This window comes from Okibacterium fritillariae, assembly GCF_052783725.1.
The window spans coordinates 962,044-975,402 of sequence record NZ_CP199917.1 but is presented as its reverse complement, the minus strand read 5'-3'; the positions used below and the strand labels follow the sequence as shown (position 1 = coordinate 975,402).

Annotated in this window: 12 protein-coding genes, 1 tRNA gene and 1 pseudogene; 4 read left to right on the top strand and 10 right to left on the bottom strand. The window is 67.8% G+C overall.

The window, feature by feature from the left end:
* Nucleotides 1–105: 105 nt before the first annotated feature.
* From ACUWEX_RS04660 to ACUWEX_RS04645, 4 genes are all read right to left on the bottom strand, one after another.
* On the bottom strand, nt 106–309 hold the full coding sequence (locus ACUWEX_RS04660; RefSeq protein WP_077053721.1) for a cold-shock protein: 204 nt from the start codon (nt 307–309) through the stop codon (nt 106–108).
* Nucleotides 310–646: 337 nt separating this feature from the next.
* Nucleotides 647–1,222 carry a LytR C-terminal domain-containing protein gene (locus ACUWEX_RS04655; protein WP_079727056.1) on the bottom strand — a complete coding sequence of 192 codons (576 nt, stop codon included), beginning with the start codon at nt 1,220–1,222 and terminating at the stop codon, nt 647–649.
* 62 nt (nt 1,223–1,284) lie between these two features.
* On the bottom strand, nt 1,285–1,572 hold the full coding sequence (locus tag ACUWEX_RS04650) for a DUF3263 domain-containing protein (protein WP_445997258.1): 288 nt from the start codon (nt 1,570–1,572) through the stop codon (nt 1,285–1,287).
* Nucleotides 1,573–1,657: 85 nt separating this feature from the next.
* Nucleotides 1,658–3,067: a DUF2332 family protein gene (locus ACUWEX_RS04645; protein WP_445997257.1), complete on the bottom strand. Its 1,410-nt coding sequence runs from the start codon at nt 3,065–3,067 to the stop codon at nt 1,658–1,660.
* Nucleotides 3,068–3,148: 81 nt separating this feature from the next.
* On the opposite strand from ACUWEX_RS04645, the gene msrB reads away from it, so the two are divergent.
* Nucleotides 3,149–3,550 (top strand): peptide-methionine (R)-S-oxide reductase MsrB, encoded by a 402-nt coding sequence (gene msrB / locus ACUWEX_RS04640; protein WP_077053725.1) that lies wholly within the window; start codon nt 3,149–3,151, stop codon nt 3,548–3,550.
* Nucleotides 3,551–4,069 (top strand): annotated as a pseudogene (locus ACUWEX_RS04635) (nitroreductase family protein); the annotation flags it as partial.
* Nucleotides 4,070–4,395: 326 nt separating this feature from the next.
* On the opposite strand, the gene ACUWEX_RS04630 reads toward ACUWEX_RS04635, so the two are convergent.
* The 3 genes from ACUWEX_RS04630 to ACUWEX_RS04620 form a co-directional block, all read right to left on the bottom strand.
* Nucleotides 4,396–5,463 carry a DMT family transporter gene (locus ACUWEX_RS04630; protein ID WP_445997256.1) on the bottom strand — a complete coding sequence of 356 codons (1,068 nt, stop codon included), beginning with the start codon at nt 5,461–5,463 and terminating at the stop codon, nt 4,396–4,398.
* Nucleotides 5,464–5,664: 201 nt separating this feature from the next.
* Nucleotides 5,665–5,738, bottom strand: a tRNA-Thr gene (locus tag ACUWEX_RS04625).
* An 81-nt stretch (nt 5,739–5,819) separates the two neighbouring features.
* Nucleotides 5,820–6,776, bottom strand: coding sequence for a DsbA family protein (locus ACUWEX_RS04620; protein WP_079727052.1), 957 nt, complete (start codon nt 6,774–6,776; stop codon nt 5,820–5,822).
* A gap of 297 nt (nt 6,777–7,073) precedes the next feature.
* On the opposite strand from ACUWEX_RS04620, the gene ACUWEX_RS04615 reads away from it, so the two are divergent.
* On the top strand, nt 7,074–8,171 hold the full coding sequence (locus ACUWEX_RS04615) for an ABC transporter ATP-binding protein (RefSeq protein ID WP_077054022.1): 1,098 nt from the start codon (nt 7,074–7,076) through the stop codon (nt 8,169–8,171).
* A gap of 67 nt (nt 8,172–8,238) precedes the next feature.
* Nucleotides 8,239–9,540: a DUF4032 domain-containing protein gene (locus ACUWEX_RS04610; RefSeq protein ID WP_445997255.1), complete on the top strand. Its 1,302-nt coding sequence runs from the start codon at nt 8,239–8,241 to the stop codon at nt 9,538–9,540.
* A 95-nt stretch (nt 9,541–9,635) separates the two neighbouring features.
* Here the strand turns inward: ACUWEX_RS04610 and rlmB are convergent, their stop codons facing one another.
* The 3 genes from rlmB to ispD are packed head-to-tail and all read right to left on the bottom strand — an operon-like array spanning nt 9,636 to nt 13,351.
* Nucleotides 9,636–10,643 carry a 23S rRNA (guanosine(2251)-2'-O)-methyltransferase RlmB gene (gene rlmB, locus ACUWEX_RS04605; RefSeq protein ID WP_445997254.1) on the bottom strand — a complete coding sequence of 336 codons (1,008 nt, stop codon included), beginning with the start codon at nt 10,641–10,643 and terminating at the stop codon, nt 9,636–9,638.
* Nucleotides 10,636–12,051, bottom strand: coding sequence for a cysteine--tRNA ligase (cysS, locus tag ACUWEX_RS04600; protein WP_079727049.1), 1,416 nt, complete (start codon nt 12,049–12,051; stop codon nt 10,636–10,638). Before cysS ends, rlmB begins: the two co-directional genes overlap by 8 nt.
* Before the next feature lie 4 nt (nt 12,052–12,055).
* Nucleotides 12,056–13,351, bottom strand: coding sequence for a 2-C-methyl-D-erythritol 4-phosphate cytidylyltransferase (gene ispD, locus ACUWEX_RS04595; RefSeq protein ID WP_445997253.1), 1,296 nt, complete (start codon nt 13,349–13,351; stop codon nt 12,056–12,058).
* Between the last annotated feature and the right edge of the window lie 8 nt (nt 13,352–13,359).

Sequence of the window (13,359 nt, the reverse complement as noted above, 5' to 3'; positions counted from 1 at the left end):
ACGATTCTGGCACTCTCCCCCACCGAGTGCAAGCCGCGTGACCGGGAATGAAGAACGCCGCCCGCGATGCGCGAGCGGCGTTCTCGATTGATCGTTGATGCGGTCTCAGGCGAGGCGCACCGACTCCGCCTGCGGGCCCTTTGCCCCGGTGCCGACCTCGAACACGACGGCCTGGCCCTCTTCGAGAACCTTGTAGCCGGACATGTCGATCGCCGAATAGTGGACGAAGACGTCCTGTCCCTCTCCGTCGACGGTGATGAAGCCGAAACCTTTTTCAGCGTTGAACCATTTCACGGTCCCGTTCGCCATGAGTAACTCCCAGTTGCTGTGTTATTGCCGCACCAACCTTGTGCCTGTGCGGGGTCTACTGCATATGTGAGGATGCAGCCATCGTGCATATCGAGGCCGATCCGGATGGAGCGTACTGACCGCAAAATGTGTGACCAATTCCAGATAGTAATGAAATGGACCGCCAGGTCAACGGGTAAATGACCCGATATCGCGATTGCGTACAACAATTCAACGAGAATTAAACATTGCCGAAATATGCGGGCAGTTTCAGGCCCGATGACGACGTGTGTCCGCGAGATTCTGCCGGCGTCGTCACGCCACGTTCAACGGCAACGACGAAGCCGGCGACCGAGCCCTACGGGGCCGTGGTCGTGGGCGTGTAGTCGGTGCCGAGCACGATCGTGATGGTGGTGGCCTCACCGTCGGCTCCGGCATCCGGCGCCTCGGTCTCGGTCAGCAACTGGATGGTCGCGCCACCGAGCGCCTGAGCGAGCCCGCGGGCCACACCTTCCTGAGCGGCATCCCGGTAGTAGACGATGGTGGTCTCGACGTCGGTCGAGGTGGAGTTGCTCGGCGTGATGCTCTGCTCCCAGCCCGCGGCGTTGAGCTGCGAGATGGCCGTGGCGGCGAGACCGGCCGTCTTCGTGCCGTTGAGCACGACGATCTCGGCGTTCGGGTCGATGGTGGGCGCGGCGGTCGGCACCTCGCTGGCGGGTGCGGTGCCCGAGGCGACGGGCGTATCGGTGAACTGCACGCGGTCACTCAGCACGTTGATGGCTACGGCACCGATGGCCACGAGGAGGAGCGTGATGACGGCGGCGACCACGAACCCGATCCAGCCGCGGCGCTTCGCGGGCGCACGGTGCGCACCGACGCGTTTGAGGTCGCGCGGTGCTTCGTCGAACCGGTCTTTCGGGTAGCTCTGTCCCATGGCTTAGTCGTTGGTCCTCTGGGTCGGGTCAGGGGCGTCGCACCGGGCGACATCCGCTCGTCTCACAGGCTGCGCCGGGCACGTGCGTCGCGACGGGCGAGGCGTCGGTCGTGCAGGCGGCGGAGTCGGTTGACGAGCAACGGATCGTAGGCGACCGCCAGGGGGGATTCCAGCAGTGCGCCCAGCAACTGATAGTAGCGGGCCGGGCTCAGCGAGAAGGTGTTGCGAATGGCCTCGTCCTTGACGGACTGCTCGCGCCACGTGCGGTTCTCGAAATCGAGGATGGCTGCCGAGAGTTCGTCGAGTCGGTCTGTGGTGGTGCGAGCATCGTTTTGAGCTTGTGTCGACATCAGGCGGGCCTCCTCACGAGCGCCATACTATCCAGCGCCACCTGAGCGCCCGCTCACCGCTCGCGGCGTTTGTCGAAACGAGCGCTCAGAGAAACCGCAGCCACTGGCCGTGTGGTCCGGCCACGGCGAGGGGTTCGCCATCGAGGGCCACGATGAAACGACCCGGTTCGGATGCCGCAGCCCCTGCCCCCTCGATCCGCGCGAGTCGCTCGGCCACCGCCGGCAGCACGCGCTCCCCCTCGTTCGAGATCCACCGCACGCCCAGCCGCCGCACCTCCCGGGCGAACTCCTCGCGCCGCGCCGGGGGCAGGTACGCGAGCACCCCTGCCGTGACGACGACCGGGGTCGCGCCGGCCGGCACCTGCGCGACGAGGGCCGCGAGATCATCCACGGCGTCACCCGTGACGAGGAGCGGCGGGTCGCGGCGCACGATCTCGAGCGCCGCCTCGATCCGCGAGCGCCGCTCAGTTTCTTCGGGCCACAGGAGCGTCAGGAACCAGCGGATGTCTTCGGCGTCCCGCACGTCGATCGGCGCGAGATCGATACCGGCACGCCACGCGATGCGCGGCATGCGTGTCGGCAGCACAAGCGACGCTCGGGTCGCTTCAGCCGAGCCCTGCGCCGCATCCCGACCTGCAGGCACCGTCGTCTCGCTGGCATCCCTGGTGTGCTCGTCCCGATCAGCCGAGTCGAGTGCCGCGTCGTTTCGGCCCGCCGAGTCCGTGACCACCGTCTCCAGCACGACCGAACTGAGCCCGTCTTCCGGGTCGAGACGCCAGACACCGTCATCCGGGTTGAGCTTCTGAGCGCCGGTTTCCGCGTCGAGACGCCCGATGCCGTCATCCGGGTCGAGCATCTGAGCGCCGGGTTCCGCGTCGAGGCTCCGGACGCTGCTCGAGTTGGTCAATCGGAAGCTGTAGCGGTCCGGGTAGAGACACAGCCCGGCCGACGCCCCCACATCGATCAGAGCGAGCGGCCCCTCGGCCTCGTCGATCTGCGCCAACACCGGCAGGATGCTCGCGGTGCGGCCCGGCTCGTTCGTCTGAGTAGACCGGAGGCGCATCTCTTCTGCCACCCTCGACCAGTTCGAGACGACGAATCCGCGAAAGGCCGCGTAGGACGTGCCACCGTTGTCAGCGTCCGCACCCGCCGCAACCCGTGTTCCCACGTCGGCTCCGACCTCGCCGCCCCAGCTCGCCCCGGCCGTGGCACCGATCGTGGCTCCCGCGCTAGCCCTCTCCCGCGAGCTCACCGTCTCGCGCGGGCTCGGCACCTCCCGCGGGCTCGCCACCTCACCCATCCCATCGTCGGCCCCACACCACCGGGCGCTCGCGAACAGCAGATTGGGTTGACGCTTCTCGGGCGGCAACTCGCCCAGCAACTCGAGCACCTCATCGTCGGCCGCCACGCCCTCGGCCCAGGCGACGTAGAGCGGCGAGCGCCCCGCCGCCTCCTGCCGCGCGAAACGCTCGTACCAGGCGCGTGTTCGATCCATCCCGGCATCATGTCACGCGGGAACAATATTCAGCTCCGCCCGGTTTAATAGAGTGATCTGTCTATGACCGCAGGAGGCACCATGACTTACGAAGTAAACAAGAGCGACGCCGAGTGGCGCGAGAACCTTCCCGCCGACCAGTACGCCGTCCTCCGCGAAGCGGCCACCGAACGCCCGTGGACGGGTGAACTCCTCGACGAGGCCCGCTCCGGTCTCTACACCTGTGCGGCGTGCGGCAACGAGCTCTTCAAGAGTGGAACGAAGTTCGACTCCGGCTGCGGCTGGCCCTCCTTCTACGAGTCGGTCGACCCCGAGGCCGTCCAGCTCATCGAAGACAAAAGCCTCGGAATGGTGCGCACCGAGGTGCGTTGCGCCAAGTGCGGCTCGCACCTCGGCCACGTGTTCGACGACGGTTTCGGCACCCCCACGGGCGACCGTTACTGCATGAACTCGCTCGCCCTCGGCTTCACCCCGAGCGAATAAGTGACCGACCTCGTCGAGATCGTCGCGGGTCGGCGCTCCTGGTCCAAAGTGACCTCGGATGCTCCCACCCACGCCGAGCTCCTCCCCCTGGTGCAGGCTGCCGGCCGCGTGGCCGACCACTCCTCGCTCCGCCCCTGGCGCCTGATCGAGTTGCGCGGCGACGCCCGACTCGAACTGGCCCGGGCTCTGGGCAAGGCCGAGGGTTCGAGCAAGCCCTCGAGCAAACCGTTGAAGGCTCCACTCATCCTCGCCATCGTGGCGAACGTGAAGAAGAGCAAGGTTCAGCCCTGGGAGCAGGAGGCCACGGCCGCAGGCGTCGCACACATGATGAGCCTGCTTCTGCACGACGCCGGCTGGGGCGTGTTCTGGCGCACGAGCCACTACACACGCGCTAAGTCGGTGCGCAAGATGCACAAGCTGGAGAAGAACGAAGAGCTGCTCGGATGGCTGTATGTCGGCGGTCTCCCCGCTAACGCCCGGCCCGGCCGCCGCAAGCTCATCGACCCCGAGCAGTTCCTGCAGCCGCTGCATCCCCACGCTCTGGCCGGTGTGACAGCCAGCTCGGATGCCGACAGCGAGGACGAGTTCCACCCGGTGCCGGTTGCGCCGGCCGGCGAGAAGTCGAAGAAGACCAAGAAAGACAAGAAAAGCAAGAAGGACAAGAAGAGCAAGGAAGCCACATCGAGTAAGAACTCGAACGAGGCCGTGGCGCTCTAGCCACACCGTCGGCAGCTCGCACAGAGGGGCGCTCCATCACGGAGCGCCCCTCTGTGCGTGTCGCTATTACCGGGTGCGACACTTTCGGCGTGCGCAGTTACCAGGCGCGGCGCGTCCCGCGTGCGCGGCTAGCGGGTGCGGCGCTTCCAGCGTGCGCTCGCGATGACGACGGCGCACAATGCGAGAGCCGTCGAGCCGAAGGTCGCGAAGCCCAGGTGGGTGGCGTCGCTCGGGAAGATCACGTCGATCGCGATCGCGGCGAGAAGCTGACCGGCCACCGAGGCGAGCCCCAGCACGAGCACGCCCGTGTGTTGCACGAGCCAGGCGAGCGTCCCGATGAAGACGCAGCCGATCGCACCGCCGATGTAGAGCCACCATTCGGTCGGCAGCGACGAGGGCCAACCGACGAAGGACGAGTGGATGAGCATGGCCACGACGAGTGCCGCGGTGCCGACGACGAAGTTTCCGAACGTGGCCGCGAGCGTGCTCTGGGCGGCAACCTTCACGCGGCCGTTGACGGCCTGCTGCCAGCTGAGTCCGAGACCGGCGATGAGCGGGAGGATGAGCACCCACACGGGCACGGGTCCGCCGAGCTGTCCCGACACCGACCAGCCGACGGCGATGAGGGCGAGGATGGCCCCCGCGGCGCGCGGCACGGTGATGCGCACGACGCCTGTCGGGCCGAAACCGGCACGGTCGAGCAGGAGGCCGCTGACCGTCTGACCGGCGATGACCGCGACGCTGAAGAGGGCGACGCCGACGAGGGCAGCCGTGAGGCCCTGAGAGAGAACGAGTAAGGCGCCCGCGAGTCCGCCGAGAACGGTCCACCACGGCATGGTGCCGCTGCGCAGCATGCCCCAGACACGAGCGACACCGGCGCGGCCCGATCGCATGACGAGCAGGCAGACCATCAGGATGACGAGGCCGCTGCCGAACGAGATCGACGCCGCCACGAAACCGTCGCCCGCGCGCGCCGACAACTCGCCGTTGATGCGGGCCTGAGCCGCGATGCCGCCGCCTACGACAACGGCGATGAGAATGGCCAGGCCAGCCGGCAGCGGCTTCTTCGCGGCCGGAGCATCGCCCACGGCGGTCTCGGCTGCGGGAGCGGTTGCGGGGCTGGTGGCGGAAGTCGTGGCGGAATCCGTGGCGGACCGGTCCGCGTCCCCTGCTGCTGCGGAATTGTTGTCTGTCATACGTATCTGTCCCTTACGTCTTGTTCGCGCCGAGCGCGAGCGCACCGGCATCCGAGGACAACCGCGCACTAAGCCGAATAATGCCCGCGGCACTCCACCTGCCCGGCCGTCTGTCACCGGCCCGCACGTACTCAGCCCACACATGCAAAGACCCGCCGGTCACGGGGACCGACGGGTGTCTGCATTCTGTTGCTACATCTGAGCTGCCTGTCAGATTCGAACTGACGACCTGCTGTTTACAAGACAGCTGCGCTACCAGACTGCGCCAAGGCAGCAGCTTTGAAGCATCCCAACCTTATCGGATGGGGGCCGACCAGACCACTCGGTCGCCCGAGCGGCCCGGCCGAAACGCGCGCCTACGGGGCGGGAGTCGGAGCGGGAGTCTCGCTCGGGGCGGGAGTCTCGCTCGGCTCGGCCGTCTCGCCCGAGGTGGGCGTGGGGCTCGACGTGGAGTAGGTCTCGGAGGCCGTCGACAGCACGAACGCCTGGAACTCCTTGGCATCGGTGATCGAGCCCGTGTACTGCTTGTCATTCACCAGGATGGTGGGGGTGGCCTGCAGCTTCTCGAGCGACGAGTTGGGGATGGGCTCGCCGAGCGCGCGGTCGGTGGCGTTCTGCACCCACGACTTGTAGGTGAAGTCGTCGATGCACGAGTCGATCTTCTTGGCCTCGGATGTGCCGGTGTCGGCGACGAGCTTCTTGATCTGCTCGTTCGTCAGACCGGCCGTGCCCTCTTCGGGCTGGTTAGCGAAGAGCGCGTTGTTCAGCGCGGGCCAGTCGTTGGGCGAGTAGTTCGCGACGCAGGCGGCCGCGTTGGCGCTGCGCAGTGAGTATTGCGTGCCGGCCGACTTGCTCGTGAGGAAGGCGATGGGGTGGTACTCGACCGTGACCGTGCCGGACTCGGCCCAGCTCGTGAGCTGCTCGGCATTGGTGTCTTCGAACTGGCCGCAGAAGGGGCACAGGTAGTCGAGATAGATGCGGATGTTGGGCACATTCGGGTCGGTCTTCGTGGCCTGCGGCTCGGCGCCGGCGGCCAAAGCGTCGGAGGGCACGACCTTCATGTCCTGCCCGAACACGATGCCGTCGCTCGCCATGTTGGCGGGGCCGGGGGATGCCGGACGGATCGCCGTGGCGATAATGACGGCCACTCCCGCGACGATGGCGAGAACGACCACGACGAGTCCACCCTGCAGGAGGACGCGGTTGCGGCGGTCCTTCTTGCGCTGGGCCTCGCGCTGGACCTTTGCCTTCTCGCGCGCCGCTTCGCGTCGCTCGTTCTTGGAGGGACGGTGCCCGGGACCACCGATGCTCATGGATCCTCGCTCTATCGTGTTGGGGAGTCGCGTCGGCTCACGGGAAGAGCCAAACCTCACCGAGGCTACCTCTCCCATCTGGGAATCGTCCAAACGATGGCTGAATGTGGGAGCTGGATGACCGGCCACGGGGTGACCCCCGAACGTGGCATAATGAGCCCATCGGTGTCGCGCTTCGGCGTGCGCCGCGACAACACAACGATGTGTTCACCCGAACGGCCCCGGTCGCGCGGGTGTGACATCGACATCCATCACAACGGATCGTCCGGCACGTACCTGCCGGTGAAGGAGAAAATAATGGCGTCAGTAACGTATGACAACGCAACCCGTCTGTACCCCGGTGGCACGCGCCCCGCGGTCGACAAGCTGAACCTCGAGGTCGCCGACGGCGAATTCCTCGTTCTGGTCGGCCCCTCCGGTTGTGGAAAGTCGACGTCTCTTCGCATGCTCGCCGGCCTCGAAGAGGTCAACTCGGGCAGCATCCGCATCGGCGACCGCGATGTCACCGATGTTCCCCCGAAAGACCGTGACATCGCCATGGTCTTCCAGAACTACGCGCTCTACCCGCACATGACGGTCGCCGAGAACATGGGCTTCGCGCTCAAGATCGCCGGCGTCGGCAAGGATGAGCGCGCCACCCGCGTGCTCGAGGCCGCCAAGCTCCTCGACCTCGAGGAATACCTCAACCGCAAGCCGAAGGCCCTCTCGGGTGGTCAGCGTCAGCGTGTTGCCATGGGTCGCGCCATCGTGCGTCAGCCCCAGGTGTTCCTCATGGACGAGCCGCTGTCCAACCTCGACGCCAAGCTCCGCGTCCAGACGCGCACCCAGATCGCGTCGCTCCAGCGCCGCCTCGGGGTCACCACGGTCTACGTCACGCACGACCAGACCGAGGCCCTCACCATGGGTGACCGCATCGCCGTGCTGAAGGACGGTCTGCTGCAGCAGGTCGGAACTCCGCGCGACCTCTACGAGAAGCCCGAAAACGTCTTCGTCGCCGGCTTCATCGGCTCCCCCGCCATGAACCTCATCCAGGCCGACCTGGCCGAGGGCGGCATCGTCTTCGGTTCCTCCGTCGTCCCGGTCGACCGCGAGATCCTCTCGGCCACCTCGGCCAAGGAGGTCACCGTGGGCGTGCGCCCCGAAGACATCCAGGTCTCGACCGAGCCGGGCGTGGGCCTTCAGGTCACGGTCGACCTCGTCGAAGAACTCGGCGCCGACGGCTACCTCTACGGTCACGCCGACATCAACGGCAAGCGCACCGACCTCGTCGCCCGCGTCGACGGTCGCCTGCACCCCTCGGCCGGCGACACGGTCGGCCTCGTTCCGACGCCGAACCACCTGCACACGTTCGACATCGAGTCGGGCGAGCGCCTCAACAAGGCCGTCGTAGCCTAACGACGATCAGACGCCGGCCGGGTCCGCACAGCGTGCGACACCCGGCCGGCGCTATCGTTTAACGATCATGAGCGGTTCACTGAATATCACGGCGGCCACCGTCGACCCTGCCCTGCTAGACCTGCCCTGGAACCTGCCGCTCGACACCTGGCCGTCCGAGAACATCGCGTCGCTGCCCAAGGGCATCTCGCGCCACCTCGTGCGCTTCGCCAACCTGTCGGGCTACGTCATCGCCGTGAAAGAAACGACGAGCGAGATGGCCCGCGGCGAATACGACATGCTGCGCACCCTGCAGCGGCTCGACATCCCGTGCGTCGACCCCGTCGCGGTCATCACCAACCGCACAACCGACGACGGCGACCCCCTGCCCTCGGTGCTCGTCACGCGTCACCTCAAGTTCTCGCTGCCCTATCGCGCCCTGTTCTCGCAGCAGCTGCGGCCCGACACGGCCACGCGCCTCGTCGACGCCCTCGCCGTGCTGCTCGTGCGGCTGCACGTCATCGGCTTCTTCTGGGGCGACGTCTCGCTCTCGAACACGCTCTTCCGCCGCGACGCCGGGGCCTTCGCCGCCTACCTCGTCGACGCCGAGACGGGCAAGCTGTTCGACGGCGGGCTGTCCAACGGCCAGCGCGAGAACGACCTCGAGGTCGCGCGCGTCAACATCGCGGGCGAGCTCATGGACCTCGAGGCCGGCGGCCGCGTCGACGACGAGCTCGACCCGATCACGGTGTCGAACGGCATCGTCGCCGCCTATCGCTCGCTGTGGAAAGAGCTCACGGGGAGCGAGCAGTTCGAGAGTTCCGAGCGCTGGCGCATCAACGAGCGCGTCGCGCGTCTCAACGAGCTGGGCTTCGACATCGAAGAGCTGGCCATCAAGGCGAGCGCCGAGGGCACCCAGATCCGCATCCAGCCGAAGGTCGTCGACGCGGGTCACCACCAGCGGCGCCTGCTGCGACTCACGGGTCTCGACACGCAAGAGAACCAGGCTCGCCGTCTGCTCAATGACCTCGACTCCTACATGGCCACCATGCCCAACCCGAACATCGACGAAGAGATGGCCGCGCACGAGTGGCTCATCCGCGTGTTCGAACCCGTGGTCAAGTCCATCCCCCGCGATCTGCGCGGCAAGCTCGAGCCCGCCGAAGTGTTCCACCAGTTGCTCGAGCACCGGTGGTACCTCTCCGAGCAGCAGGGGCGCGACATCCCGCTCGCCGAGGCGCTGACGTCTTACATCACGAACGTGCTGCGGCACCGGCGCGACGAGGCCACGGTCATCGAGCCGCCCACGGGCACCATCACGTTGCCGGTGGATGTCGTGGAGGACGACGCTTCCTCCGACGACGGCGTCGACTGGCGCGAACTGGTCTGAGCTGACTGGACTGAGCGGGCCGATCTACCGGTCACGAAAAAGGCCGGCACGGGATGTCTCAGACATCCGTGCCGGCCTTTCGCTGTCGGTGAGGGTTAGCGGGTTCCCGCCGCGGCGCGCAGCTTCGAGATCTCGTAGAGCGTGACGCTCGCGGCGATGCCGGCGTTGAGCGACTCGGTGTCGGCGCCGATCGGGATCGACACCACCGCGTCGCAGTTCTCGGTGACGAGACGCGAGAGACCCTTGCCTTCGCTGCCGACGACGATGAGCAGCGGGCGATCGGCGAGAGCCAGGCCGGGCAGCGACACGTCGCCGTCTCCGTCGAGGCCGATCACGAAGACGCCCTGCTGCTTGAACGCCTTGATGGTGGCGGTCAGGTTGCCGGCCATGGCGACGGGCAGGCGTGCGGCGGCACCCGCCGACGTCTTCCACGCTGAAGCGGTCAGGCCCACCGAGCGACGCTGCGGCAGGATGATGCCGTGCCCGCCGAAGGCCGCGGTCGAGCGGATGATGGCGCCGAGGTTGCGCGGGTCGGTGATGCCGTCGAGCGCGACGAACAGCGGCGTCTGCGCGCGGCTGATGGTCTTCTCGAGCAGCTCCATCGGGTGCGCGTACTCGTAGGGCGGCACCTTGAGCGCCAGGCCCTGGTGCACCGAGTCGAAACCGCCCAGGCGGTCGAGCTCGGGCTTCATCACCTCGAGAATGGGGATGCCGCGGCCTGTGGCCATGGCCAGGACCTCTTTCACGCGGTCATCGAATTCGATGCGCGTGGCGACGTAGAGCGTGGTCGCGGGAATCTTGGCGCGCAGCGCCTCGAGCACCGAGTTGCGGCCCGTCACGATCTCGCTGTCGTCGGCCTGCTTCTGCTTGCGCGGCTTCTGGCCACCGGCGGTCGTCGGGCGGCCGCCGCCCTTCTTGGCCTGGGCCTCCTGCAGTCGCTGCTGGGCGATCTTGCGCTTGCCTGCGACGTGGTAGGTGCGGTCCTCGGCCTTGGGGGTGGGGCCGCGGCCTTCGAGCGCCTGTCGGCCGTTGCCGCCGGTGCCCTTGACGGCACCCTTCTTCATCTTGCGGACCGCGCCGGGGCGGCCTTGTTTGCTAGCCATCGATACTCCAATGTGCACCCGTGGGGGTGTCTTCTACGGTGATTCCCGCCGCGGCGAGGTCATCTCGGATTCGGTCGGCGGCGGCGAAATCGCGCCCCGCTCGTGCGTGTTCGCGGGCATCGATCAGGCGGGTGACGAGAGCGGCCAGCACATCGTGCGAGTCGTTCTCACCAGCCTGTTCCCATTCGGGGGCGAGGGGGTTGATGCCCAGGACGTTACTCATGGCCCAGACCTGGCCGCGCGCTTCGGCAGCCACGCGCAGGTCGTCGTCATCGATCGCGGCGTTGCCCGATCGAATGGTGTCGTGCAGAACGGCGAGCGCCTGGGGAACGCCGAGGTCGTCATCCATGGCCTCGCGGAACTCGTCGGGGATGCTCTCGGCACCCGTTCCGGCGAAACGCGTGCCGGCGAGCCGGCGGTCGGCGCGGCGCAGGAAGCTCTCGATGCGCTCGAGCGCGGCCTCGGCCTCGGTGAGCGCGTTGTCGTGGTAGTCGATGGTCGAGCGATAGTGCGCCTGGCCGAGGTAGTAGCGCACCACGATGGGCCGCGCCTGCGCCAGCAGGTCGGCCGCGTAGACCGAGTTGCCGAGCGACTTGGACATCTTCTGCCCGTTCACGTTGACGAGGCCGTTGTGCACCCAGTAGTTGGCGAAGCCGTGGCCGGCCGCGGTCGACTGGGCGAGCTCGTTCTCGTGGTGCGGGAAGCGCAGGTCGAGCCCGCCGCCGTGGATGTCGAAGTTCTCGCCCAGGTAACGACTGGCCATGGCCGAGCATTCGATGTGCCATCCGGGTCGACCGTCGCCCCAGGGGGACGGCCACGATGCGCTCTCGGCCTCGGAGTCTTTGTGCCCCTTCCACAGGGCGAAGTCACGGGGGTCGCGTTTGCCGCGCGGGTCGGCGTCGGCGGCCTGCTCCATGTTGTCGATGCTCTGGCGCGTGAGTTCGCCGTAGGAGGGCCAGCTGCGCACGTCGAAGTAGACGTCGGCCGAGCCATCCGTCGCGGGGTAGGCGTGGCCGTTGTCGATGAGTCGCTGGATGATGGCGTGCATCTGCTGGATGCTGGCGGTGGCGCGCGGCTCATAGGTGGGAGCGAGCACACCCAACGCGCGGTAGCCGGCGGCGAACTCGAGCTCCATGCGATAGGCGAGCGCCCACCACGGCTCGTGCTCGGTGGCGTTCTGCAGGACCTTGTCGTCGATGTCGGTGACGTTGCGCACGAGCGTGACGTCGTAGCCCGAGAAGTTCAGCCAACGACGCAGCTGGTCGTAGACGAGCGCGGAACGCAGGTGCCCGATGTGCGGCGAGGACTGCACCGTGGGCCCGCACACGTACAGACCCACCTTGCCGTCGACGATCGGCGTGAAGTCTCGAAGCGCCTGAGCCTTCGTGTCATAGAGTCGCATTCCCACTCCCTCAGACTACTGGTCGCGTCGAAGACGAGGCCCGGATGTCGGCGAGCAATGCCGTGGCGATCGCGGCCACGCCTTCACCCCGCCCGGTGAAGCCCAGGCCGTCGGTGGTCGTGGCGGACAGCGACACGGGTGCGCCCACCAGGGCGGACAGCAGCTCTTCGGCTTCGGCGCGGCGCGGCGAGAACCGGGGGCGGTTGCCGACGACCTGCGCCGTCACGCTCTCGATGCGGTAGCCCGCTTCGCGCACGCGCTCGACGGCCGCTTCGAGGAACACGCTGCCGTGCGCCCCGTCGAATCGCGGGTCGTCGGTGCCAAACATGCCCCCGATATCGCCGAGCCCCGCAGCGCTGAGCACGGCGTCGACGATGGCGTGGGCGACCGCGTCGCCGTCGCTGTGGCCCGAGAGACCGGGTTCGCCCGGCCAGTGCAGGCCCGCGAGCCAGAGCGGCTGGTCGTCGTCGAAGGCGTGCACGTCGATGCCGAGGCCCGAGCGCAGGGCGGGGACGGTGCGAGTGGGCGCGAGCGCGGCGGCGGCTCGCTCGGCGAGCAGGCGTTCGGCGCGCTGCAGATCCCAGGGGGTCGTGATCTTGAAGGCGAGCGGGTCGCCCGCGACGACGATCGAGGAGAACCCGTGGGCAGCGCAGAGTGCGGCGTCGTCGGTATGGTCGTCTCCCCCGGCGGCGTAGGCGGCCAGGATCTGCTCACGCGGGAATCCCTGGGGCGTCTGCACGGCCCGCAGCGCCGACCGATCGACGGTGCCCGTGATGGTGTCGCCGGCGTCGACGCTCTTGATCGTGTCGGCCACGGCCAGGCCGGGCACGACTCCCTCGCCGGTCTGCTCCACGATCTCGGCCACACGCTCGAGATGATCGGATGTCGCGAGCGCCCGTGCGGCATCGTGCACCAACACGGTCCGCACCGAGTCGAGCAGCAGCCCGAGCCCGGCGTGCACCGACTCCTGGCGGGTCGCCCCACCCGAGACGACGCTCACGTAATCGCGGGCGGCCCCGGCGGCGCGGAAGGCGATCTCTTCGGCCTCGGGAACGAGCGCGGCGGGAGCCACGACGATCACCTGGGCCGCTTCGTGCATGCCGAACACGCCGTCCAGGCAGTGCTCGAGGATGCTGCGGCCGGCCAGCTCGACGAACGCCTTGGGGCGCTCGGCACCCAGTCGCTGTCCGCTGCCCGCGGCGACGACGATGATCGCGCGAGCGGGAGCCGAGTCGGGAACGGCCGGTGATCCGGGTTCGGCGACCGTCGGTTCGGGCTCGGACGGTAGCTCGGATGCGGGATTCATGGGCCGAT